The 24,511-nt window shown below is 54.3% G+C and carries 22 protein-coding genes and 1 pseudogene; 7 read left to right on the top strand and 16 right to left on the bottom strand.

Translation table 11 applies throughout. The features are described from left to right. Positions 1-59: 59 nt before the first annotated feature. The 4 genes from OHL20_RS04780 to OHL20_RS04765 all read left to right on the top strand — a co-directional run bounded on the left by OHL20_RS04780 (position 60) and on the right by OHL20_RS04765 (position 4,043). A complete protein-coding gene (locus OHL20_RS04780) occupies positions 60-1,169 on the top strand; it encodes a hypothetical protein (RefSeq protein ID WP_263382065.1) in 1,110 nt (369 codons plus the stop codon). 498 nt (positions 1,170-1,667) lie between these two features. Continuing rightward, the gene (locus OHL20_RS04775) at positions 1,668-2,099 is read left to right on the top strand and encodes a PPC domain-containing DNA-binding protein (RefSeq protein ID WP_263382064.1); all 432 of its coding nucleotides are present in this window, start codon (positions 1,668-1,670) and stop codon (positions 2,097-2,099) included. Between the two features lie 58 nt (positions 2,100-2,157). Continuing rightward, positions 2,158-3,672 carry a malate dehydrogenase (quinone) gene (mqo, locus tag OHL20_RS04770; protein WP_263382063.1) on the top strand — a complete coding sequence of 505 codons (1,515 nt, stop codon included), beginning with the start codon at positions 2,158-2,160 and terminating at the stop codon, positions 3,670-3,672. A gap of 14 nt (positions 3,673-3,686) precedes the next feature. Beyond that, the gene (locus OHL20_RS04765) at positions 3,687-4,043 is read left to right on the top strand and encodes a cupin domain-containing protein (protein ID WP_263382062.1); all 357 of its coding nucleotides are present in this window, start codon (positions 3,687-3,689) and stop codon (positions 4,041-4,043) included. 386 nt (positions 4,044-4,429) lie between these two features. Here the strand turns inward: OHL20_RS04765 and OHL20_RS04760 are convergent, their stop codons facing one another. Next, positions 4,430-5,893, bottom strand: a complete 1,464-nt coding sequence (locus OHL20_RS04760; RefSeq protein WP_263382061.1) for a hypothetical protein — start codon at positions 5,891-5,893, stop codon at positions 4,430-4,432. Between the two features lie 502 nt (positions 5,894-6,395). On the opposite strand from OHL20_RS04760, the gene OHL20_RS04755 reads away from it, so the two are divergent. From OHL20_RS04755 to poxB, 3 genes are all read left to right on the top strand, one after another. Beyond that, positions 6,396-7,370 carry an AEC family transporter gene (locus OHL20_RS04755; protein ID WP_263382060.1) on the top strand — a complete coding sequence of 325 codons (975 nt, stop codon included), beginning with the start codon at positions 6,396-6,398 and terminating at the stop codon, positions 7,368-7,370. 175 nt (positions 7,371-7,545) lie between these two features. Then, complete coding sequence (locus OHL20_RS04750) at positions 7,546-9,261, top strand: NAD-dependent malic enzyme (protein WP_263382059.1); 1,716 nt, start codon at positions 7,546-7,548, stop codon at positions 9,259-9,261. Positions 9,262-9,372: 111 nt separating this feature from the next. Beyond that, positions 9,373-11,100, top strand: a complete 1,728-nt coding sequence (poxB, locus tag OHL20_RS04745; RefSeq protein WP_263382058.1) for a ubiquinone-dependent pyruvate dehydrogenase — start codon at positions 9,373-9,375, stop codon at positions 11,098-11,100. A 72-nt stretch (positions 11,101-11,172) separates the two neighbouring features. Here the strand turns inward: poxB and OHL20_RS04740 are convergent, their stop codons facing one another. The 15 genes and pseudogenes from OHL20_RS04740 to OHL20_RS04675 all read right to left on the bottom strand — a co-directional run bounded on the left by OHL20_RS04740 (position 11,173) and on the right by OHL20_RS04675 (position 24,449). After that, positions 11,173-12,834 (bottom strand): NAD-dependent malic enzyme, encoded by a 1,662-nt coding sequence (locus OHL20_RS04740; RefSeq protein WP_263382057.1) that lies wholly within the window; start codon positions 12,832-12,834, stop codon positions 11,173-11,175. A 19-nt stretch (positions 12,835-12,853) separates the two neighbouring features. After that, positions 12,854-14,173 carry a carbohydrate porin gene (locus OHL20_RS04735; RefSeq protein WP_263382056.1) on the bottom strand — a complete coding sequence of 440 codons (1,320 nt, stop codon included), beginning with the start codon at positions 14,171-14,173 and terminating at the stop codon, positions 12,854-12,856. 42 nt (positions 14,174-14,215) lie between these two features. Then, positions 14,216-15,688, bottom strand: a complete 1,473-nt coding sequence (fumC, locus tag OHL20_RS04730) for a class II fumarate hydratase (protein ID WP_263382055.1) — start codon at positions 15,686-15,688, stop codon at positions 14,216-14,218. 157 nt (positions 15,689-15,845) lie between these two features. Further along, positions 15,846-16,505: a YoaK family protein gene (locus tag OHL20_RS04725; protein ID WP_263382054.1), complete on the bottom strand. Its 660-nt coding sequence runs from the start codon at positions 16,503-16,505 to the stop codon at positions 15,846-15,848. A gap of 24 nt (positions 16,506-16,529) precedes the next feature. Beyond that, positions 16,530-17,084: pseudogene (locus OHL20_RS25155) on the bottom strand (DUF2490 domain-containing protein). Continuing rightward, positions 17,081-18,163 carry an alpha/beta fold hydrolase gene (locus OHL20_RS04720; RefSeq protein WP_263382053.1) on the bottom strand — a complete coding sequence of 361 codons (1,083 nt, stop codon included), beginning with the start codon at positions 18,161-18,163 and terminating at the stop codon, positions 17,081-17,083. Before OHL20_RS04720 ends, OHL20_RS25155 begins: the two are co-directional and overlap by 4 nt. A gap of 44 nt (positions 18,164-18,207) precedes the next feature. Then, a complete protein-coding gene (locus tag OHL20_RS04715) occupies positions 18,208-18,654 on the bottom strand; it encodes a cupin domain-containing protein (protein WP_263382052.1) in 447 nt (148 codons plus the stop codon). Positions 18,655-18,740: 86 nt separating this feature from the next. Continuing rightward, complete coding sequence (locus OHL20_RS04710) at positions 18,741-19,253, bottom strand: cupin domain-containing protein (RefSeq protein WP_263382051.1); 513 nt, start codon at positions 19,251-19,253, stop codon at positions 18,741-18,743. Between the two features lie 357 nt (positions 19,254-19,610). Further along, a complete protein-coding gene (locus OHL20_RS04705; RefSeq protein ID WP_236657502.1) occupies positions 19,611-20,114 on the bottom strand; it encodes a nuclear transport factor 2 family protein in 504 nt (167 codons plus the stop codon). 119 nt (positions 20,115-20,233) lie between these two features. Beyond that, on the bottom strand, positions 20,234-21,283 hold the full coding sequence (locus tag OHL20_RS04700; protein ID WP_263382050.1) for an alkene reductase: 1,050 nt from the start codon (positions 21,281-21,283) through the stop codon (positions 20,234-20,236). A 40-nt stretch (positions 21,284-21,323) separates the two neighbouring features. Beyond that, on the bottom strand, positions 21,324-21,716 hold the full coding sequence (locus tag OHL20_RS04695; protein WP_263382049.1) for a nuclear transport factor 2 family protein: 393 nt from the start codon (positions 21,714-21,716) through the stop codon (positions 21,324-21,326). Positions 21,717-21,745: 29 nt separating this feature from the next. Next, complete coding sequence (locus tag OHL20_RS04690; RefSeq protein WP_263382048.1) at positions 21,746-22,306, bottom strand: cupin domain-containing protein; 561 nt, start codon at positions 22,304-22,306, stop codon at positions 21,746-21,748. A 3-nt stretch (positions 22,307-22,309) separates the two neighbouring features. Next, positions 22,310-22,837 carry a cupin domain-containing protein gene (locus tag OHL20_RS04685; protein ID WP_114205786.1) on the bottom strand — a complete coding sequence of 176 codons (528 nt, stop codon included), beginning with the start codon at positions 22,835-22,837 and terminating at the stop codon, positions 22,310-22,312. Positions 22,838-23,132: 295 nt separating this feature from the next. After that, positions 23,133-23,690 (bottom strand): sugar phosphate isomerase/epimerase family protein, encoded by a 558-nt coding sequence (locus OHL20_RS04680; protein WP_263382047.1) that lies wholly within the window; start codon positions 23,688-23,690, stop codon positions 23,133-23,135. A gap of 315 nt (positions 23,691-24,005) precedes the next feature. Next, complete coding sequence (locus tag OHL20_RS04675; RefSeq protein ID WP_263382046.1) at positions 24,006-24,449, bottom strand: antibiotic biosynthesis monooxygenase family protein; 444 nt, start codon at positions 24,447-24,449, stop codon at positions 24,006-24,008. Positions 24,450-24,511 lie beyond the last annotated feature (62 nt).

Below are 24,511 nucleotides of genomic sequence, written 5' to 3'. Positions count from 1 at the left end.
CAAGAGCGACGGATACGGCCCATGATCTGTTGAAAAACACGACGATGAAGATAGTGAACATGAACATTACGCGATACATCTCTTCTGCAGCTTTGCTGTCTGGTCTAATCGGCTGCTCGACGTCCACCACAACTCCTCCAAATCAAACGACGAGGCCGCCCGCTCTTCGGCATGTGCTCTTTGTGGGCGACAGTTTTACTCACGGCCGTTACCTGCCGGTACGCACGTACAACAACACCCCCGGAACGGGCGGCATTGGTTCGACCGTCGCCTCCGCAGAAGTTGTGGATGAGAACTTCAACACGACAATCGCCGCTCGACAAGAGACAGGCGCTGGAGAGACGGGCCCATGGGGCGGGATTCCTGGAATCTTTGCCGAGTTCGCAAACGAGACAGGGCTACCCTACGATGTTCATATCGAGGCGATATCGGCAACATCACTCGCGCAGAACTACTCAGCAGGGAGCGACGTCATCACGCGACCCAATTGGGACACCGTAGTATTACAGGAGGCTACATTCCAACCGATCCCGTCGAGCATTTCGCTAGACAGTAAAAGCAATCCTGCATCATTCTGCACAGCAGTCAACGCCATAGAAGCAGCCGTGCACACGACCGCACCCAATGCAACGATCTTTTTGTATGAAACCGGAGCCCCTGCCGATACCGCTTATCGTCTGAGCACTGCAGCGGCGCCGTTTTCCGACTCTGCCTATCTTCTTTCCCTGGGAACCCTAACCTCCGCGTACCACGACGCCTACGTCAGCGCTGCATCACAGAATCAGAGAATCGCAGGGATAGCGCCAACAGGCGACGCGTGGTCGTTAGCTTGGTCGCTCGGTGTCGCTAATCCTGATCCCTATGGCGGCAATGCTTCAGGAGTCTCGCTCACCTTCAACTATCAGAGCGGGAGTTCACCATCCACGCGCAACACGCCGACCGATGCGGGCTTTCACCACCCCAGCATCTATGGAGCCTATCTGAACGCGCTCGTGCTGTTTCAGCGAATTTCCGACACCGACGTACGGACTTTGGGCGGCGCTGAACAGGCTGCGGCACTCCTAGGCATTGCGCCAGAAGTTGCAGTAGACCTGCAAAATGTGGCATGGATTGCAGTCACCCTTGAAGGGTCGACGCTGCCCCCGGCCAACTACAACCCGTGTCACTGAACCCAATTCTACGTGTCGTCCGTGTTGTCCAACTCTGGTGAATCGCCAAAAGGCCAGATGCGCACACGCTTTGCTTAGCACCTCTTCCCGCAGTGCGCAGAGTACTCGCGCCGCAAGAGGACATTGCAAGGGATCTGAACGTCATGCAATAGGTTCATGAATCATCGAGCAATGCTTCACTGAATGAGGCGCGCCGCTGCTGCACGAGAGATCAAGTTTCTAGCTTTCCGATTCTTACTGATGTAGTAGTGACTGTCGAGCGGACTTAGGCTCGTAGCTTTTGCTGCCTGCTGGAGAAACCGAACGAACAGACACAGAAGCGCGCGATTCAGCACAAGACTCCACTCCTTCGGTACGAAAATATACTTAGAGCTGGGTCTTATGAGACGTCCTCTCAATCACGCATGACGTCACGTATTTTCTCTATTTATCAAATTAATTGGAGTATGCAGATCTGCATACTCCGGTCGATCTTCTTCAACCCTCCAGGAGTTCAACATGAAGTTCAAGAAGATCGAGGGGTCCCTGGCAATCTACGTGCTTATCTTCAATAGTGGCGATGAGGTCAGAGCCGGATTGAAGCATTTTGCATTAGGAAACGGAATCAGCGGAGCAAGCTTCAAAGCGGTAGGCGCACTTTCAAGTGTGAAGCTCGCTTGGTATAACCCTGAGACCAAAGCTTACGATACGTCTGTCGATCTTCATGAGCAGGTGGAATTGCTTTCGCTGCTCGGTTACATTGCGATCTATGAGGAAAAGCCAGCACTTCACGCACACGTGGTAGTTGCTCTGCGAGACGGTAGCACCCGCGGCGGTCACTTATTGGAAGCGATCGTCCATCCGACGTGCGAGCTTTTCCTTCAAGAGGCTCCTGCACATCTGCGGAGAAGGCTTGATGCTCAGTCGCGCTTACTATTAATCGCGATCTGATTCGATTCAGCATTTGCGAGTTGCGAGCGTACACAGGAATTGACGCAGGGGCTAAAAGATGGAGTCAACAACACCGTCCGTTGATGTATTTCTAGTAGGCGCAGGGATTATGAGCGTGACTCTAGCCGCGCTCCTCAAGGGGCTTGACCCTGATCTCAGCATAGAACTGCACGAAGCGCTAGACGCAGAAGCCCAAGAGAGCTCGAACGCTTGGAACAACGCGGGTACCGGACACGCAGCTCTCTGCGAGCTAAACTACACGCCTGAAACGAGTGACGGCTCGATCAACATATCAAAAGCTCTAGACGTGAATACTGAATTTGATCTTTCGCGGCAATTCTGGGCAAGTTTAGTTCATGACGGCTCGATTGCTGATCCGGCTGCCTTCATCCGTCCAGTGCCGCACTGTAGCTTCGTCTCGGGCGCGGAGAACGTCGCGTTCTTGAAGAAACGGTATCAAGCCTTGTCCTCGCATCACTGCTATGCAGGCATGGAATACACCGAGGATCGGGCTGTGATGCAGGAGTGGTTTCCCCTGGTGATGGAAGGGCGCGACTCCTCCCAGCCCTCTGCCGCAACTCGCATGATCACTGGGACCGATGTCGACTACGGAGCCCTGACTCAGATTCTGCTTGCGTCGCTGAAGCCCTTGCCCCGCTTTCGATGCGTCTTCAACAGCCACGTAGAGGATCTGAAACGTTCCGAGGCAGGATGGGATATCCATATCCGCGACACAGAGACAGGTGAAAAACAACAGGTGCGAGCGAGGTTCGTTTTCCTCGGCGCGGGCGGAGGTGCGCTTCCCCTTCTACAGAAATCCGACATTCCCGAAGGCAAGGGCTATGGAGGATTTCCAGTGAGTGGCATCTGGCTTCGATCGGATAGTCCCGAGATCGTTTCACGTCACTGTGCAAAGGTGTACGGCAAAGCTGCCAGCGGTTCTCCGCCAATGTCTGTGCCTCATCTTGACACCCGCCATGTGGATGGAAAGATTTCACTCCTTTTTGGTCCCTATGCCGGCTTCTCTAGCAAGTTTCTGAAGCATGGCTCCTACTTCGACCTGTTCGCTTCCATCGATCCAGAGAATATTCTCCCTATGCTGACAGTCGGTCTTGAAAACTTCAGCTTGGAGAAGTACTTGATCGGACAAGTCCTCGAAACCCACGAGCAGCGCTTCGATATGCTCCGGACCTTTTTCCCAAAGATGGATGAGAAGCATTGGCGAGAACAGATTGCGGGCCAGCGTGTTCAGATTATCAAGAAAGATCCTCAACGAGGCGCCATCCTGGAGTTCGGGACAGAGATTGTCAGCTCCGCAGATCACTCGCTAGCAGCCCTGCTGGGAGCTTCGCCAGGGGCGTCCACTGCTGTAGCAATCATGCTTAACGTTTTGGAAAAATGCTTCCCGCAGCAAATGCAAACTGGGTGGCAAGTCAAACTTAAGAAGCTGATCCCGTCCTATGGAGAATCGCTTATCGAGAATAAGTCGCTCTGTGATCGGGTTCGAGCAGAAACAGCAACAGTTTTAAAAATCAATAGCCCCAAAAGCGATATTGCTGCACCAGCTATTTAGCTTGAAGGAGATCCATGATTCGAGCATTTCGATTATTTACTGGGACCGATGGAGACTCCCATGTTGTGCGCGGGAGTATAAAGGCAAAACAACTCGTTGATGCAAGGTCAATCGAGTTCAAAGAGACACCATCGCATTCCGCCTTAGAGTGGCATAACGCTCCAACACTGCAATATGTCATCACATTGGCAGGCGTCTTGGAGTTCACCACCCGGACGGGTGAGTCCTTCATCGTTCGGCCGGGTGACGTTCTTCTGGCAGAGGATAACAGTGGAACTGGTCACTCTTGGCGTTTGTTAAATGACGATCCGTGGAAGCGGGCCTATGTGATTTTCGCACCGGGAGCGGACCCACATTTCATCAGCGATTAAGTCTGGGTGCCTTTCTCATTGAGCAAATGCGTGAATGAACAACAAAGGGGCCGCTCGGGCTCGCTTTGTTCTCGCGAGTACTCCTAGATTGGCTTGTATTCGAGGGATGTGATCAGAACATCAATCGACTTCGGCTTTCAACCTTGACTGTGCTTACTTCGGTCGCGGAGGAGCGAATAGAATCAGATCAGGCTTCCTGAACCCCTTCGACAAGTGCAGTGTTCGGGCGCGGAGTCGCGACCGAACCGGAGGTTTCGTTGAGCTAAGAGAGATGAATTGCAGTAAGGGCCACCCTTCTACCCACGTTCTGCCTAATCAACTATGCAACGATCTGCTGTCGGATGTCATGGAAAATACAGTTACAAGCTCGCGTGAGATTATCCTGCCTAATTTTTCGTCTGTTGCAGAAATGCGCGTGCTCTACTGATTTCCGGGCGTTGTGACTGCCGTCCACCGTGGGTGACTTGTAGTAGCTGGCCGTAGAGGCGGCCAGCCTCGTCCTTTCGGCCAGCGCCCACTGCGGCTTGAGCCGCGCCTGCGAGTCCGTTGAAGCGGTTGGGACTCAGCTTCAAATCGATCTCATACTGGGCCAGGGCCTCAGCAGGGCGCCCCTCCGCAAGAAGCATGTCAGCGTACATTTCTCGCGCTGGGATATCAACCTCGCCCTGTCCTACCCGATCTTGTTCATCAGCGGAAGCTGAGAGTTGCGCAAGAGCTTCGGCGTCACGATGATGCGCGTAGCTCTGCCACGCCTGCATCGTCAGAAGAGTCACGTGGATTTCTGCCGAGATCGGCGAACCCTCGGCTGCGACAGTCCTGTAAATTGACTGCGCGCTCGCTACGGCCTGATCGGCTACGTCGGCATCACGTAAGTGGCCAGCGGCAATTGTTTGTGCCCATAGACGAAAATAACGCGACGAGATGAGCGGAGGGGGTGGTTCCGAGATCGCAAGAACGTCTTTCCACTCGTGGCGCTCCAGATGGTAAATAGAAGGAAATTCAACCTGCATGTACGAGGTATACAAGTACATGCCGTCATTCTGGATGCCGGGGATCGCTGCCAGATGCTGAATCAGCGGATTGGTATTTTGATAAATCTCTCGAGCATGCGCATCATCACCGTCCTGCAGGTAGGCGTAAAGCAGGAACTCATAGGCGTGCATCTCATGGGCGACTCCGTCGAGGTGCTCTTTCGCGGCCAGTTCCGAAGCGCGGACCGACGCGAGATTGGCTGCGATATCTTCCTGCCACATGCCTAGCCGCGCGAAAATGTGGCCAGGCATATGAAGGGCATGGGCCGAGGCGGGCGCGATGGCTGCGTACTTCTCTGCCGCCGGCAGCGCTTCACGGGCAAGTTGAGGGTTGTCGCATGTATGGATGATGTAGTGTGCAAAACCGGGGTGGTTTGGGTGCGCATCGAAGCCAGGCATCAGTACCGCCAAGGCTTTACGATCTGCCGCAATAGGATCTTTCGGATCCAGAGCCGCGGCGGCTGAGAGACCCAGACCGTAGAAGGCCAAGGCTTCAACATCGCTGGGATAGGCAGTGTGCAGACTGGCCATCGCATTTGCATATATACCAACCGCCACCGCGTTCTGTGCGGGGTCAGAGTGCAGGTAAGTGCTCAATGCGGCGATATAGAGGCGTTCGCGGTCGGTCTTGGGGTGGAGCGCAGCTGCTTCGTCAATCTCCGCGATTCCTGCCCTCCGCCTTTCCTCCGGCATGCCGTCCCAGAAGGGGCGCCATTCGGTCATAGCGAGGCCCCACTGTGCCATGGCGCATGAGGGATCGTAGTGGGCCACGGAAGCAAACTGCTTGCGAGCTTCTTCGTACCAGAAGGAGTGAAGCATAGCGACGCCACGTTCAAATGGAACCTGCACGTCGGCACTGCACGAGATTGGAAAATGCACCGTGCCGACCTTTATGAGGGCTTCTGACGGAACGCCTTCACCACCGTTGTGGTGATGCTGTGCTAAGGATAAAGAAGAGATGCTAGCGACACAAAGGAACACCACAACGGATCTGAACGTCATGCTGTTAAGCATACTGTTGAACTGATCTCCAGGGCCGCACTGTGTATTGGAGTAACCCAACGAATAGACACAGAAGAGTGTGATGCGACAAAGGAACTGACTCTTTCGGCACCACAATGATCTAGGAGATCGGCGATGCTGCTAGTTCTGAAATTGCATGATGTCTCGTTTATGCGATAGCCAAAGAGGCTAGGAGACCCGCAATGGGCTCAAAGCTGAGCCCATTACTGCTGCACTCAGCACGAACAGTGCTATGGACAGGCCGTCGATATCATGATCTCCCGGCCAGCTACGAAGGTGTTGCCCTGAAGGAGACGTCATGAATATTGCCGAGTTATGTGGTGCTCTTGTCCCTGTATTCCTTGTCTTACTTCTCGGTTACCTTGCCGGTAAGGCCCACTCCTTCAATGGGGATCAGGCGTCCGGGCTTAGCAAGTTGGCGCTCGGCTTTGCTCTTCCTGCGTCGCTCTTTGTTGGGATGGCAGCTCTGCCCCGTGATCTACTTGTCGCTCAAGTCAAACTGGCGCTTTGCCTTCTCGGAGTTCATCTCGGTCTTTTGCTTCTCGCTCATTTCGTGCTGCACAAGCTCTGTCACGTGCAGACGACGCGCAGTTTAGTCTTCTCGTTGATGCTTTCCACCTCGGCGACGCCCGTATTTGGTGTTGCAGTCCTGTCACCCCTACTAGGGAGCACAGCGATTGGGGCTGTAGGCCTTGTTGCACTGGCAATCAATTTTGCAGTTCCTGTGGCTGTCATATTGTTTGAGATCGATGCGGCTGGGAAGATAGCGCACGCGGGAGAGACGGCGCAAGGCAAGGCTTCAGCGAACCCGCCGAGAAATCCAGCAATCGACGGGCTCAAGGCTGGGTTAAGCTCCCCCCTCTTGTGGGCCCCCATCCTCGGCTGTGCTCTAGCTATGAGCGGTAAGCATATGCCTACCATCGTGAGTAGCTCATTCACTTTTATAGGATCAGCTACGTCTGGCGTTGCCGTCTTCGCTGTCGGACTAATACTAGCCGCTCATCGCATGATGTTCTCGAGGGCAGTCTTACTTGGTACCCTGGGGCGCGTCAGCATCCAGTCTATGTTCTTGTTTGGTTTGGCAATGTTGCTTCATATCACCGGGCCTGTCTATCGTGAAGCAATTGTCTGTTGCGGTTTCCCCCCCGCGACGACCGTTACATTGCTTGCTGCAAAGTATCAATCTTCAGAGGCAGAGTCTGCTTCGGTTCTTCTTTTCTCGACACTGCTACTGGCCGCGACTATACCGACACTGCTTTATTTGACCCGCTAACGAAGGAAGTCGAATGCAGAACATTTGTTTGGCGTGTATCTGTTTGTTAATGGTTGCCGAATCAGTTGATGCGAGTGCCGATAGCTCTCAACGTAGTGGGACAGATTGCGTTTCGATAGAGATGAGCGTGTTCTGACTAGAAGCCAGTGAAACGGCGTTTCAAGGAGAAGATTGGATGAAGATAACAGCGCAGACAAAGAGCGATACGAAGAGGGGCGTAATTCGGACCAGGCTTTCTGGTTACGATCTATTGAATAACTCTCGACTCAATAAGGGAACGGCTTTTACAGAAGAAGAAAGAGATACCTTCGCCCTCCATGGGTTGCTACCTCTAGACGAAGGGACTTTGGAGCAACAGCTGGAACGTCGGAAGAAGGCCCTGGAAACTGAGCTGACCGTCTTTGGCAAGTACAGTTTCATGCGTGATCTCCAGGATACGAATGAGACTTTGTTCTATTCCTTGATAGAACATCATGTAGAAGAGCTACTCCCAGTCGTCTACACGCCAGGTGTTGGCGAAGGGTGTCAGCGTTTCAGTGAGATCTGGCGCAAGCCGCGAGGCCTGTTCATCAGCTATCCCAACAGGAATCGGATTGAGCAGATGCTCTCCGATCCTCGCTATGACGACGTACGATGCATCGTCGTCAGCGATGGAGAGCGCATCCTCGGATTAGGGGACCAGGGCGCTGGAGGCATGGGAATTCCCATCGGCAAGATGGCGCTCTATACCGCTCTTGCCGGCATCCATCCGGAGCACTGCTTGCCGGTGCTGCTCGATGTCGGGACGGACAATGAAGACCGTCTCAACGATCCTATCTACGTAGGCTGGCGGAATAAGCGAGTCGGCGGCCAGGAGTATGACGACTTCGTTGAAGCCTTTGTTTTGGCCGTTAAGCGCCGCTGGCCGCATGTCCTTCTGCAATGGGAGGACTTTGCGGGCTCGAATGCAGCTCGTCTCCTGGAGCGCTACCGCGACCAACTCTGCACCTTCAATGACGATATTCAGGGAACTGCCGCCGTGACTACCGCGACTCTGCTGGCGGCGGTGAATGCAACCGGCATTCCGCTTGAGCAACAGACGGTTGTGTTTCTCGGCTTTGGCTCCGCCGGAGTCGGCATAGCGAACCTGATGCTCACCGCCATGAAACAGGCGGGCCTGAGCGAAGAGCAAGCTCTCAATCGCTTTTACGCAGTCGGTCGTTATGGCCTTTTGGTAGATGGCGGAAAAGACAATCGTCCCAACCAGCAGCCATTTGTGCGGAAGAAGGCCGACCTGGAGGGGTGGATGTTGTCCGAAGGGGATAAGATTTCTTTGCTTGATGTCGTTCGCAATGCCAAAGCTACTGTCCTGGTCGGTGTTTCCGGTCAGCCAGGAGCTTTCACGGAAGATGTCGTGCGTGAGATGGCGAAGCACACGGACCGCCCGGTTATCTTCCCCCTGTCGAATCCCACCTCTCGGGAAGAGGCTACGCATGAGGATCTGCTGAAGTGGACAGACGGAAAGGCGCTGATCGGCACAGGCAGCCCTTTCGCCCCCGTTAACGTCAATGGCAAGTCCGTCCACATTACTCAGACCAACAACTCTTACATCTTCCCTGGCCTTGCTCTCGGCATCCTTGTTTCTAAGGCAAAGCGGGTGACGGACGGCATGATTATGGCCTCCGCAAAGAAGCTTGCAGACTTATCTCCGACGCAAAAGGACAAGCACGCAAATCTGCTACCTCCCATCGCGGATTCTCGCAAGGTAGGTCTGTTGGTGGGTGAGGCTGTAGGCAAGCAGGCGATCGCCGATGGGGTTGCTCAAGTGACCGATGAGAAGGCCTTCGAAGAAGCGCTCCATGCTTATGTGTGGGAGCCGGTTTATCTGCCCTATGAACGCTTGGACAACTAATTCATCGATTCGTCTCCATGCGGCTCTATGCTCTAGGAACATTTACCACGAGCACTAGTTCACTTGCACGGAAGATGAATGACAGGGAAGGTCTCTCCTCGAGGTGTACGGATGGCGAAGAAAGTAGCTGAGGTATTTGTCGAAACACTGGTGCAGGCTGGCGTAACCCGTGTCTATGGCGTGGTGGGCGACTCACTCAATGGATTTACGAATGCCATTCGGCAGCATAAAGAGATCGAATGGCTCCACGTGCGCAATGAGGAGGCAGGGGCTTTCGCCGCAGGTGCGGAAGCTCACCTTACCGGGGAGATCGCGGTCTGTGCAGGAAGCTGCGGCCCTGGCAACATGCACCTCATCAACGGCCTATATGATTGTCATCGCAGCCGTGTTCCTGTTCTGGCAATCGCGGCTCAAATCCCAAGCCAGGAGATTGGCAGCGGGTACTTTCAGGAGACTCACCCTGAACATCTGTTCAGAGATTGTAGCTACTATTGCGAACTGGTGTCACAGGCAGACCAGATGCCGCGCGTGCTGGGGATAGCCATGCGTACCGCAATCGCAAAACGGGGAGTGGCTGTCGTCGTGATCCCTGGAGACGTTCTGGCACGTGAGTGTTCCTCGCCAGCGCTTGCTCTTGGCATCCATGATTCTGCGTCAGTAAGCCGGCCATCGGGTAAGGAACTGAACCAGGCGGCAGAGATACTCAACGGCGCTCAAAGAATTACGATTCTTGGGGGCGCTGGATGTGAAGGGGCGCATGACGAATTAGTTACGCTTGCCGCTAAACTCAAAGCTCCCATCGTGCATGCCTTACGCGGTAAGGAATTCATCGAATACGACAATCCTTATGACGTGGGGATGACGGGCCTGCTCGGTTTCTCGTCCGGTTACCACGCGATGATGAATTGCGATGCACTGCTTATGCTTGGTACCGACTTTCCCTACCAACAGTTCTTTCCTAAAAGGGCGAAGATCTTGCAGGTTGACTTGCGCGGTGAGCAGATCGGACGACGCACCCCAGTCGATCTTGGCTTGGTCGGCAGTGTGAAGGACACGCTGGACGCGCTTACGCCGATACTGCAGGAGAAGAAGGACCGCTCTTTTCTGGATATTTGCCTCGAGCTTTACAAGGGAGCTAGAAAGGGACTCGATGATCTCGCAACAGGGGAGCCTGGCCGTACGCCAATACACCCGCAGTACGTCGCTAAGAGTATCGATGAACTCGCTGCCGACGATGCAGTCTTCACCTGTGACGTAGGCACACCCACCATCTGGGCCGCACGCTATCTTCGTATGAACGGCAAGCGCCGCTTGTTCGGTTCCTTCATCCATGGCTCTATGGCAAATGCTTTGCCGCAGGCCATTGGTGCGCAAGCCTCCCATCCAGGCAGGCAGATTATTAGTCTCTCCGGTGACGGTGGCCTGGCTATGTTGCTGGGAGAAGTGTTGACACTCCGCCAGCTCAGGCTCCCCGTGAAGCTCGTTGTGTTCAATAATAGTTCGCTTGGTTTTGTGGAGTTGGAGATGAAAGCCGCTGGCCTGATTGACTATGGCACTGAGCTCGTCAATCCGAACTTTGCCAAATTGGCTGAGTCTGCAGGCGTCTTCGGTGTGCGTGTCGAGAAGCCGGAGGACCTGCGCTCCGCTCTCTTACACGCCTTCGAACATGAGGGTCCCGCGCTTGTCGAAGTGATCGTCAATCGGCAAGAGCTGTCGATGCCGCCCACGATCACTGCGGAGCAGGCTCTCGGATTCAGTCTCTATATGGTTCGTGCGGTGCTGGACGGACGCGGAGATGAGGTCATCGACCTTGCCAAAACCAATCTCATTCGCGGTTAGGTCTGTTTGTCTTTCTCCCGCTGCAAATAAAGGCATGAATAACACAGGGAGTCGTTCAGGGCTCCCTGTGTTTTAGCTAGTCTCGTAGATTGGTTTGTATTCGAGCGATGTGATCAACTTATCAATCGATTTCGGCTTTTCAACTCGCGCAAGGTTAAGTTCGAAGATGCGTTCGGCGGACATCACCGCGGTGACATGCGAAGCCTTCTGCACATCCGCCTGCGGTGGAAAGAGCATTCCTTTTGCGAGTTGTTCGTCGGTGACCTGATCAGCGGTTGCCCGGGCGGCAGTGATGAAGATCTCATCGGGGACGTGCTTTGCCTCGGTGGCGACAATCGCCATGCCCACCGCTGGGAAGATGTAGAAGTTGTTCGCCTGGCTAGGCTCGTAACTTTTGCCGTCGATCGTGACACGATCGAACTGCACCCCCGCCGCGAAGATCGCGTTGCCCTTTGAGAACTTGTACGCCTCTTCAGCTGTGCACTCCGCGTGCTCCGTGGGGTTGGAGAGTGCAAAGATCACAGGACGGTCGTTGAGCTTCGACATAGCTTCGATCACCTGTTTGGTAAACGTGCCACCGACGGTGCTGACCCCAATCAGGATCGTAGGCTTGAGTTCATTGATGGCAGCGACCAAGTCCTTCGCGGATTTGGCCGTGTGAGCGTAAGGCTGCTGATCGGGAGAAAGGTCCTTCCGGGATGGCTCCAAGAGACCGTTCACATCGAAGAGCGAGATTCGTGCCCTTGCATCCTTCTCACTCAGTCCCTCCAACTTCATCGCGGACGTGATCATATTCGCGATGCCGATCCCCGCTGAGCCGGCTCCTAAGAACAACACGCGCTGGTCTTTTAGACTGCTATTGGAGATTTTCATGGCGTTATATAGGCCCGCCACGGTCACACTGCCAGTACCTTGGATGTCGTCGTTGTAGCAGCTAATCTGGTTGACGTAACGCGCAAGCAAGCGGATCGCGTCCGTGCCTTTCCAATCTTCGAAGTGGATACAGCATTTCGGAAAGCGATCTTGCACGGCATCGACGAACTCTTGCACGAATGCGTCCAATTCGTCCGTGCTCGGGCGCTTTTGCTTCAGGCCCAGATATAGCGGGTCGTATAGCAACTTCTCGTTGTCGGTCCCACAATCGAGAAGAACCGGCAGCAGCACATCCGGCTGCACTGCAGCGCATGCAGTGTACAGTTGCAGCTTTCCTATGGGGATGCCCATGCCGTTGGTTCCCAGGTCGCCCAGGCCGAGGATGCGGCCGCCTGTCGACACACAGATCACCCTCACATCCTCGACCGGCCAATTCTTCAAAACCTCTCTGAGCTTCCCCTTCTGCTCAATGGAGACATACATTCCTTTCGGCTTGCGGTAAATGTGACCAAACTCGAGGCAAGCGGTTCCGACGGTTGGATCGTAGACGATCTTCAAAAAGCGTTCCGGATCAGTCGCGAGCACAGCGTAGAAGAGCGTTTGATTATCGTCTGCCAGTTGTGCGAGGTAGATGTATTGCTCTAGATCATTGTTTTTCTTGCTGAGCTGGAAGAGGCAACGCTTGACCTGATTCTCAAGTGTTTCCACGGTGGGTGGGAGGAGTCCAATAAGATGCTTCTCCTGCCGCTTTTCTCGACTGAATGCGGTACCACGGTTATGTTTGGGATCTTCCAACAAAGCAAAGCCGGTCAGGTTCGTTTCCATATCTGTCTCCTCACGAATCGATGAGAACGTTGTCATTGTCTGGGGGCTCTGATCATCAGAACTCCACCTTCGAGCGGAAGCCGACAACAGTAGCGTCACCCGTCTTCCCGCCGACGTTGAAGAAATGCTGCACCACCGGCTGGAGCAACAACCAACCGGTGGGCTTGAATAACGCGTTCAGTTCGAGGACATGCTCTGCGTCGCGCCTTTGGATAATCGCTACGTTGCTAGCATTGCCGAGATAGTTCACACCGCTCCGCACGTAACCCAAACTCAAGGTGTTGTGCCAATGGATGGGCAAAAGCTCGTTGTAGCGGAGTCCCGCGGTAGTCTCCTGATTACGGCGGCTCCGATCTGCTGGGGACCAGTTCACTGAGGCGGTGATGTCCACGCCGGTGCTGGAGCGCTCCGCTGTCCGCCAAAGAGCCTGGCTCGCCATCCCGTAGATCAGGTAATTCCCGCTTACAGGCGTGGAACTTGACGTTGAGGTAAACTTCCCAGGGTTGTACGTGCCGCCGAACTGATACAGCCCAGAGTAGCCCGTTCGCGATCGAACCGTATCGAAAGCCCGAACATCACGTGCAGACTGGCCCGGCGTCCATCCGATCTCGGAAGCTGTCATCGCCGCACCACGGAATTGAGGCACAAACCCGGTTGGGTTGTGCGCATACGGCACTCGATCCGCTGCAAAGACCATTGACTTCACATAGAAGTGCTCACGCGGAATTACACGAACTTCAGCAGCAGGTGTCGAGGGTGGATCAAAGCTCTCGTAGTTCACACTGAGATTGCCCATGGCATAATCGAGCGGCTCGACAATGAAGCTGGTCGCATCATGTTGGGCCCCATAGAAGTCCTGTCCAGCGAATTGGCCTAGTCGCACCACCAGCGACTCATGGAGAAACCGTCGCTCAAGCCAATACGAGTCAAGTCGAAACGTGTTGGCGCTCGACATTCCGCTCGGACTTGCGATCGCACCGAGGTAAGCACCAAGAATGCCTCCGCCCTGCCAGAGTCCGGTGATGTGGAAGTAGAGGCCGCGCGCACCGGCGAGAGTTCCGAGGTCGATGTTGACCGTGCCTCGCACACGGTTCCAATCGGCGAGGCGTGTCTTCTGAGCGGATCGTACGTTCCAGAGGTGATCCGCAATATATTGCAAATCACAACTCACTCCTTTGTTCTCCAGTTCCGTCCGCTTTCCTCGCCAATCTCCGAATAGATGTTCGTGGGAGGAACCGGCATCTTCATGTGCGTCTGCTCCACTCAAGCCGTCGTTCTGCGTCTGGCTGCGACACACACAGCTAAAAGAGAGCAAGACGAAGACGACGATCAGTGTCGAGCGGCGTTCGGCGGACTTTACTTGGTTGGTTTTCAACCCGGTACGCTCTTTCCGTGAGTTTTGCTATCGTTACCCCGTTTAAGCGTCAAAATTCAGGGTCGTGTCTCCGACCATTTTTTGGGGATTCACGACCTCATCGAACTTTTTGGCGTCGATCAGCCCAGTCTTGATTGCGGCCTCTCGCAAGGTAGACCCATCATCTTGGGCCGTGTGCGCGATCTTGGAGGCATTGTCATATCCGATCACCGGACTAAGAGCGGTCACCAGCATGAGCGAGCTCTGTACATACCCAGCAACCCTCTTTTCGTTCACTTCGGTTCCCTCGATGGAGAAGATCCGAAACTTCTCGCATCCGTCCGCAAGAATCCTTGCAGAATGCAGAAAGTTGTTGATGATAATGGGGCGCATTGCGTTCAGCTCGAAGTTCCCTTGTGAGCCGGCAAAAGCAACTGCGGTATCGTCTCCGATGACCTGAATGCAAATCATCACGATGGCTTCACACTGGGTGGGGTTTACTTTACCGGGCATGATCGACGAACCTGGCTCATTCGCCGGCAGGTTCAACTCCGCAATGCCACAGCGGGGCCCTGAAGCCAGCCAGCGAATATCATTTGCTATCTTCATCAGCGAGACGGCAAGACCGCGAAGGGCAGCATGGGCGGCTACGATGCCGTCGAGCGAGCCTTGCGCTTCGAACTTATTGGGCGCGGTGATGAACGGATGCCCTGTCAATTCTGAAATCTCTTTTGCGATCTCTTCGCCGAAGCGTTCCGGCGCATTGATACCGGTGCCCACAGCGGTCCCACCGGCCGCAAGTTGGTAGAGTCCCGCCAGCGAAGCTTCGACGCGACGGAGAGCGTATCGGATTTGGACAGCGTATCCCGACCATTCCTGCCCCACCGTCAGAGGAGTCGCATCCTCCAAATGTGTCCGCCCAATCTTTACGATGTGCTGCCATTGATTCGCCTTGTTCTCAATAGCCGTCAACAGCGCGGTTGCTTTGGGAAGGAGTGTGTCCTTGATCTCCATAACCGCCGCGATGTGCATGGCTGTCGGAAACGTGTCGTTGGAACTTTGCGACATATTCACATGGTCGTTTGGGTGCACGGGTTCCTGAGCCCCGAGAGTCCCGTTCACCATCTGAATGGAGCGGTTGGAAATCACCTCGTTCACGTTCATGTTGCTTTGAGTGCCGCTGCCGGTTTGCCAAACGAAGAGCGGGAAGTTTTCGTCGAGCTTGCCGGCGATTACTTCGCTAGCGCTCTTGACGATGAGGTCGGCTTTTTCCTTCGGGAGCCTGCCAAGTCGCTCGTTCACAATGGCTGCAGCTTTCTTCACATAGCCATAGGCGTGATACACCTCAACCGGCATGTGGTCATTTCCGATGGAAAAGTGGATCAAAGAGCGTTGCGTCTGTGCTCCCCACAGGCGGTCCGCTGGAACCTTCACCTGCCCCGTGGAGTCGAACTCGATCCGCCAGCGTCCGTCCTCCAAAAGCGTTCCGGGCTTGAAGGTACCATTTTTAAGCTGTGTATCTTCAACGTTTGCCATGTCGCTGAACTCCTCTTCCTTCTTAGCACTCTAGGCCACTGAGTAACGTCTTCAGCGCGCGCTGAAGACAAGGTGTGATAATTCACTCTGCCTTGGTCGACAGGGAGTCGTCTTGTCTAAATGCCCGACTCCTTGCACGTTCCATCGGAAAGGTGGACTAGGCGTCGTCGCCAATCGTGGAGTGCTGTGTCCAAGTCAGCAGTGATCCCATCAAGACCAGCAGGACACAGGGTGCCAAGGCGTAGGTCCTGAACCTTCTCGTGCAGTAGGCTCCGAAAAGCGCTCCTACGAAGAAGGAGGCACATGCACATGCAGAAACCAAGGCTTGTCCCTTGCTTCGGTCCACATCCTCACCCTGGAACCAGCGCACGAACCCTGTCGTCATGCTCTTGATATTCCCCGTGGTCATCGCACTATTGAATTTCCACCCCGTCACGGAGTCGAAGGTGCCAACCTGAAGGCCAGCCATACAGGAGATGAATGGCACGACGAGAACGTTTGGTAAGCGGGAAGCGAAAGCTGTCAGGGTCACGAGCGCTGAGAGTTCTAAGACCTGGCAGCAGAGCCTCGGCATGAATTTGATTCTACTTTTACGAGAGATGACAAACTTGGCGAAAGCGACGCCCACAATGAAGGTAACGATAGGAGGGAAATGTCGCATCGCCCGATTCCAGTTGCCGATGGTCGCATAGGCCGCGAGCATGACAATGTTAGACGCGTAGCGGAACTGATAACCGACTTCGATTGCCCAATAGTCGCTCAGTCGCGAACCTAGAGCGCCATAGGTGACGTCAGCATTGAAGTGAGTCTTCTTCACGCTGGCGTCGGTGTAAACCTCGTTCTAATGCGTGGAGGTTGTCGAATTGCTAAGCGGTAGCTTTGTTGTGAGACGATAACGCGCGCGCTCACTGAATTCGATGGGGCCGTATCTCTGCACAGCTTGCGCTGTCTCTTTCCATCGCTGCTCCAAGCGAAAACGCTGGACTATCGCAGGAACCGATCCACTGCGGTGCGAGAGCTTCATTGTGATTTGGTGCTGTTCGAACAGTCGGTTCTCAATCTGCCGGACAACAGCAGGAGCGGTAGCGAAGGTCCCGCCGCTCGTGGTGTGGGAATCGATAAATGTATACGCCAGGAAGCTTTAATTCGCGTCGCTTTCGCTAAGAGAAAGGCCAGGACGTAATTCAACCTGTTCGAATTGGGATAAATCCAGAGTCCTGCGATAGGAACCCTCCAAATGCACCGCCCAGTGGTCTGAAACCGGTTGATCTCCGAAGTAGCTGAACCAGGCGCTAGGGCTTGTCCCGCCATTGGGAGAGGCCGTCCGCTGTGCTGCGGCGTGAGCAGCCGAAGAATCTACGCAGATGGCTAGCAAATACCTTATGAGTCGCCTCATGCACGGAAGAATGCCCGAAACTCCGCTAACACGCCGTCGGCATCTTCTTCCGGCAACAAATGACCGCACGGAAGTGGTTTCCCAGACACTACGTTGTTGCTCTTGGCTCTCCATGTGGCAAGAACATCCCACAAGTGACCCACAGTTCCCTTGGCGCCCCAGAGGGCAAGCAGAGGAGCTTGAATGTAATTGTTTCGGCTGTCATCGTCGCGATCATGCTCGAGGTCGATGCCGGCGGCAGCACGATAGTCTTCGCAGACGGCGCGTATTGTGCCGACGCAGCAGTAGCAGCGGATGTATTCCGCCATGACCTCGGGAGAGATCGCTCCCGGCGTCTTGCCTTGCATCGCAAGATGATCCCGAAGGTAGAAGACGGAATCGAGACCAATCAAGTGTTCGGGCATAGGCGAAGGCTGAATCTGTAAAAACCACCATACGTACTTCGTGGCAAATTCCTTGCTCGTCTGTTGATACATGGTTAGAGTCGGTGCTACGTCAAGAACTGCCACCTTGTCGACTACCTCAGAATGGTCCAGGCAAAGCCGATGGGCAACACGGCCGCCGCGATCATGTCCCGCCACCATGAAGCGCTGATGCCCCAATTGCTTCATAACCTCCACTTGATCCAGAGCCATGGCGCGGAACGAGTAATTGATGTGATCAGGGCTATACCCTGGTTTGCTGGAATCACCATAGCCTCGAAGATCCGGAATGACGACGGTGTATTCTTCGGCCAAGGCTGGTGCTATCTTGTGCCAAGTCAGATGGGTCTCCGGATGTCCGTGGATTAGGAGCAGTGGACGCCCACTACCCTTGGTGAGAACATTGATCTCCGCACCCGACGTTTGGATACGATGGGATTTGAAGCCAGGCAAGAGCTTCTGCGACACAGCTTCTGACGGCGGGTCAGGAAGCTCGCGCAAAGCGGCAAAAGCTGCGGGCACCGGGAGGGCACTCGGCAGTTCCTGGGCTAGATCGGATGGGCTAGGGGCAGGTCTTGACTGCGCACTTGCTGAAGACGGGATCAGAGCGGCTAATGCTGCCCCGACCCCGTGGGAAGTAAACGCACGTCGATTCATCACAACCTCCCTGCAGAGTTAGTGAGACTTCGTTCAACAAGCGTCTACCAGCCGGAAAGCAACGTAATTCCGAACTTCGGAGCTGCGGCCTTCAATCTATCGATGTCCTCCGGCCAGGGTGGACCAACTTCTTCGTTTTCAACCCTTAGACGGCCACCCTCTGCAAGAAAACCTTCAAAACCGCTTGGCGTGCAAAGCAGCATGTAATGCGCTGGCAGACCGCTTGTATTCATAAGCTGATGTGGGATGCCTCGAGGCAGAAAGACCGACTCTCCCGCCTTGATGGTCTGCTCCTCCCCGGCGATCAGGGCTTTCATCTCGCCCTCCATGATGAAGAGCGTCTCGTCGTCGTTTGCATGCACATGAATCGGGGTCTTTGATTGTCCACCGCTCCGGTTCTCAAACAGCGAAAACGTGCCGCTCGTGTCTTTACCCGATAGCTGCTGCTTCATGAGCACACCGGCAAGGATGAATTCAGGTTTATGAGCCATGGATAAAACCTCCTTCTATATAGTGAAACTACAGACGGCCGAAGCCCGCTATGAGTGATCTGACCCGTCTGTAATCTTCGGACGAACTAGGATACGCGTACGCCGAAACCCGGATATTCGGGTAGGGCTTTCTTCGTGTCTTCCGGCGAAAGGAAACGAATACCCCAAGAGGCTCCGACCTGAATCGTCTCTGTTGGATCCTCAATCGGTGCGATAGTGGAGGGGTCCGGGACTGAAAGGTCGCGTGCCGCTTCGCCCATCTGGAGCAGGTAGCCATCCATGCCCACGGTCTCCGGTCCGGTGGCGCCTACCAGGATAAGAGCTCGCACCTCATCCGTGAGACACGCGAACGTGTGAGCCTTTCCCTGAGGCAGAAAGCCCACACCACCGGCGTGCGCATCGAAGGTTTTATCTGGAGTGTAGAAGCGAACAGAACCTTCAAGCACGAAAAAGAGCTCGTGCTCCCGCTCGTGGATATGAACGGGCGGCTCTAGCCCTGGACGAACCTTGACTTCCATAAAGGCTAACCGTCCGTTGGTTTCGGACCCCTTCGCAAGCAGAGTAATCACTTGCCCCATGTACTTGATTGTTGAGGCCACATTAACTTCACGGGAATAAGCGCTCGGTGTTACTTGTTTATCAGTACTTGTCATTCAATTTGCCTCACTCTTCGCTGCTGTCGGTGGCCCTAACCAAGTCATCGCATATAGCAGGGTATGCAGGCCGCTATTCAGAAACTCCCGACATTGAAAGCTTTTCTGCGGCGCGCCTATTCTGTTTTAGGTGGAGCGGGCCAGCGACGTGTGTCCAAAAGTCCGAAAATTGGGTCATTCTCTTCGGAAAACTGCCGCTAGACGCGCACGGCGACTATGTCGCACGGGATGGAAGCACCGGAGGGTTTGTGTAGACTGGTAGATCTCGCCTCCATTCATTCGATGAGGTGGCGCGGGCATTGATTAGGGCATTGCGGGGCCTACAGGAGCCACCTCTGCATGAGCAACGAGTAGCCACTTGCCGTCGATGAAGGAGAAGCTATCGCTCACGAGTAGTTCTTTGGACTCCGTTTGGCCGTTACATTCGTAATCCTGCTCTGCTCGGTACGTCAGGACAGCGGCACGCGACCCTAAAGGGCGCATTTGATCAGATTTCAAAGCGAAGGAGTGAAGCGTGCAATTTTGCGCCCCCACTTCCGCTCCCGACAGAATCCCCTCTTTCCCGATGAAGACGAAATTGGGTGACATGAGGGTCTGCATCGTTTTCATATCTTTGTTTTGGAAGGCCGTCCACACTGCAGTTGCTTTTTGGAATAGGGCCTTCTGTTCATTACTGCGAGACTGTGCCTGGCTCGTTGTCGCTACAGCAATGAATCCCCACAGCAAAAGCTTCGCAGCGGGAATAGTCCATGTAGCGCCGCCTTGGATGGCGCTTTCACGTTCGGCTCGAATGTCACACTTCATCATTTTCACAAGTTTTCCTTTTGGTTTACGACAGAACATGCGTTTTTGATGCCAACACCGACTTCATTTCATCGTCATCATCGAGCTTTCAATTCCAACGAAACGCATGCAGTAGTGGCTCTTCAGCGAACGACTTTGTCAACATATCCCTCAGGGCCATGAGCATAGAAGGTCGTTGGGTCAGGTTGGTCTAGATCGATACCTTCCGCGAAACTCCGTGGAAGCTCGGGATTCGCGATGAAGAGTCGGCCAAATGAAACGGCGTCGGCCTCCCCCTTGGCCAAACTCTCGTTCGCACTCGCGAAGGTGAAGTTTTCATTAGCGACATAGATACCGCCAAACTCTTGCTTTAGGCGGGGGCCAAGCGAATCGTCCGCCCTATATTCGCGAGCGTGGAGGTAAGCTAAGTTTCGTTTGCCAGCCTCGCGCGCTACGTAACTAAAGGTCTCGGCAGGACTCGCATCGGACATATCATGTCTATCGGCGCGGGGAGAGATGCGCATCGCAACGCGCCCGGCGCCAAATACGGAAACACATGCGTCAGCTACTTCGAGCAGCAGGCGGGCACGATTCTCAACTGAACCGCCGAATTCATCCGTGCGGACATTCGTTCCTGATTCAAGAAATTGGTCGAGCAGATAACCGGTTGCACCATGAATCTCTACGCCATCGAAGCCGGCACGCTCCGCATTCTGAGCTGCTAGCCGAAACTCCTCGATAACTTCGTGCACCTCATGGGTTTCCAGCGCGCGGGGAGTGACGAATGCCTTCTGAGGTCGAACAAGCGAGACGTGCCCGGCAGCGGCGATGGCAGACGGCGCGACTGGAAGCTCGCCATTCAGAAAAATCGGATCGGAGATACGGCCGACATGCCATAGTTGCAAATAGATCCGGCCGTCATGCGAGTGCACCGAAGTTGTAATGCTCCTCCAGGCTTGAACTTGTGCCCCTGACCATATGCCAGGCACCTGCGCGTACCCGAGAGCCCCGGGCGAGATCGGCGTGGCTTCGGCAATGATGAGCCCTGCGGAAGCTCTCTGCGTGTAGTATTCCGTCATCATCGGCGTCGGAACGTTGTCAACCGTCGCGCGGAGACGAGTCATCGGCGCCATCAGTACTCGGTTCGGCAGTGTAAGTTCACCGATTTGTATCGGATCGAGGATGGTCGGCATAGGTCTAGATTTCCTCTTGGTCTTTCGTCTGTGTCGAGAGCTATTTTTGTGCGGCTGAAGGTTCTAGAGTCGACTGCATAGCGAGCATTTGCCAAGATCCCTTCTCAAGAACCCAGACGGTGAGAGCTCGGTTGTGCAGTTCGATGTCTTTCCCCATTAGAGTCAGGCGCAAGAACAAATGGTTGAAAACCAAGGCTACCGGACCCTGCAATAGGACCTCCTGGTGAGAACGATCAATCTGCCGGTACACGAATTGGCCTTCTTCGAGTCCTTTGAGATAGTCAGCTTTCGTGTGCTGATTTCCTGTGGAGTGAACATGAATCATGTTGTCGTGCAGAAGCCGGTTCAGGGTGGTGAGATCCTTGTGAAGCATTGCCGTGTAACGCATATCTTCGAAGCGTTCAATTTCTGTTACGTCACCAACTGTTGTCATACTCGACCTCCTATTCTGAGTTTTCGATGTCAGCGAACAGGCACGCCGAAGCCCGGATACTGTGGTAATGCGAGCCTTGTCTCCTCTTCGGACATCACATAAATGCCATTGTCATGGCACGCCTTGATGGCTCGCTCAGGAGTGTCCTCCACGTACGTTGTGGCATGCTCCGGAAGAGACATGCTTCGCGTGGCCTCCCCCATCGTCTGAAAGTAGTTGTCAAGCCCTACGGAACCTTCGCCCGACGCCGCTACAAGAATCAATGTGCGTACTTGAGCCGAAGTGCAGTTGAAGGCATGCGCCTTCCCTTGAGGAAGAAAAACAACGTCACCCGCGTGGATATCTATCGTTTTGTCTTCACAGTAAAAGCGCATTGAGCCATCAAGCACGAAATACATCTCGTGCTCACGATCATGAATGTGTGGTGGTGGTTCGTTCCCGGGCTTGGTGTAATACTCCATCAGGGCGAAGCGCCCATCGGTTTCCGACGCTTTCGCAAGAAATGTCATCAGGCTTCCCATATAGGCAACCGTTGAATCGAGAGTCGCGGTGCGGTTAAAAGCTGTTGTCGTATGTTCAGGCTTGGTCATGGACTACACCTCTCTCTCCGTATTCACGTCGTAGGCGGCCAGGTACATCTCGTTCTCGCGGGCGATCTCGGACAGGCGATGTGCTGCGACTTTCGGCTTCATAGCAGCAAAGTTTTCCGCCCGGTCGGCTTTCTGCACCGAATCAAAGAAGTCTTGATGAGAACCTGTGGAAACATCGAGTAACCGGCAATCCTTGTCGCTCTTGTTGAAGAGCGCGTGAAGAGCATTGGGCGGGATGACGATAGTCGTCCCGGGACCGCAGAGGACTGCTTCCTGCACGCCCTTTGTGATACGGAAGAAGGTCGCTTCGCCTTCGAGTACGTAGAAAGTCTCGGGAGAGGCGTGGCTGTGAAGGTCGACTCCGCCGCCCGGCGCCAAATGCAGCTCGAACATCGTGTAGGTATGTGCGCTATCTTCGCTGCGAACCTTCCAGCGAAAGTGTACTGGGCCCAGATCAAAAGGCTTTCCTTCGTTTGGCTTGATCTCGCGAACACCTTCCTGCGCCGGAATAAGGTTGAGAATGTCCTTCATAGCTTGTCGTCACTCGCTTTCATATGGGTGGGCCGCGCAAATAACTGGACGCTGCCCGCGGGTTCTGCAATTCGGACGTCTAAGGCCCTTGGCCCGCTCTCTTTTGTTGTACTGGGTATGACTCGTACCCATGTGTCCAGAAGCTCGGCTTTGGATCGATGCACTCGCTCAAGGCTTCGAGGCAGCGGCAACATCACGTGTTTCCTAAGTGCACATGCACAAACTCCAGCTCAAAGGCTGGAGTCAGGTAGCGTGAGCAAACGGAGACTAAACTGCTGTAAACCGTATCGGGAATCTAGGACCAATCTGATGCAAGAAAGCGATCAAACACTTCGCGCGTGAGATTCCCAATTGTTTGTGCATCCAAGCGATCAAAACGTGGCGAGAACACCTCGACTCCGACATTGTTAAGGGCACCCATTTCTCGGAGCGTCTTGACGAGGCTGACAATTGGGAATGCTCCATCGCCTGGAGCTAGACGGTTATTCAAACCGTCATAGGCGAGCGACATCCCTTCAGGAACGTAGGCGGTCGCGTCGCATAGCTGGACTGCTGTGATCTTCTCGCCAGGAATGCTGCGCAATAATGCCTCATCGGGTCCGCTTCGCATATAGTGCCAGAAGTCAAAGACAATGCCGCTATTTTCGGCATTGACATGTCGTAGGATATCCCATGCCATTTTCAATGAATGAACACCTAAAACTGGGATGAACTCAAGGTCGCAACGAAGCCCTTCCTGAGATGCGCGTGCACAAAGCTGGCCGAATGCGTCCTCAATTTCGGCTAGAGAATAGCGCCCAGAAGCGAACCCACTCCACGCAGTGAAGGAGTTGACCTGGAGAGCGCTTGCCATACGGAAAAAGTCGTCGGCGTCGAAACCCACAATGTCGATAGGAAAGTTCAGGCCGCGCAGGTTTGGCTTCCAATCGTTTGTCCAGCGAACGAACTAATCGAGATGAGTAATTTCCACACCTTCATCCCTCGCCATAGACTTGAGATCTGAGGTTGGCGTACTTGTGCCGAGCCACTTGTTGTAGTCCGACGGAGTGATAGCGATGGAAGTACAGCCGGCAATCCTTGCGGCCTTCAGCTGCTCAGGAAATGGAAGAGCCCAGACGGTGCCGTTCCACATGATTCTAGTCCCGTTGCTCACCTTGATGCCCTCCCGCTAAGCCCTCTTCCAGTCCTCGATCGTTGAATACAAGGCCGGAGTCCGCTCGATTTTCAGGTCAGCAATCATCTGTTCGAAGTCAGCCCGATAAGGTCTGGTCATTTGGCTCTTCATAAACGAATCAGGAGTTTCATCCCAAACCTCATAATTCAGGATGCTCTCAGGATCTCGCATGTCCTCTACGAGAGATGCCTCAACGAAGTTTTCCTCCTTCACGATATGCGTGAACACGTCGCGGAGCTTGGCCAGAAACATCTGCTTCTGCGGTTCGGGAATGCGGAATCGTACAACAAGGGTTAGTTTGTTCGCCATCGATTTCTCCTGTTTTATATAACCAACTCCGACTGTTGCTAGGGCGCCGAAGATCATCTCGCGTCGGCTCGGGAGCTGGCCACTCGAATCAGCAATGGACGGACGTTGCCTCGATATATCAAGAAACACATGAGTTTTCTCCAAGGCCCAAACTTCAGGCTGTGCAGCAAGTCTCCGAACCTGTTGCACAG

The organism is Granulicella arctica (assembly GCF_025685605.1).
Classification (GTDB): domain Bacteria; phylum Acidobacteriota; class Terriglobia; order Terriglobales; family Acidobacteriaceae; genus Edaphobacter; species Edaphobacter arcticus.
Note: the sequence above shows the minus strand (reverse complement) of the source record. Positions and strands in the feature narration are given on the sequence as shown.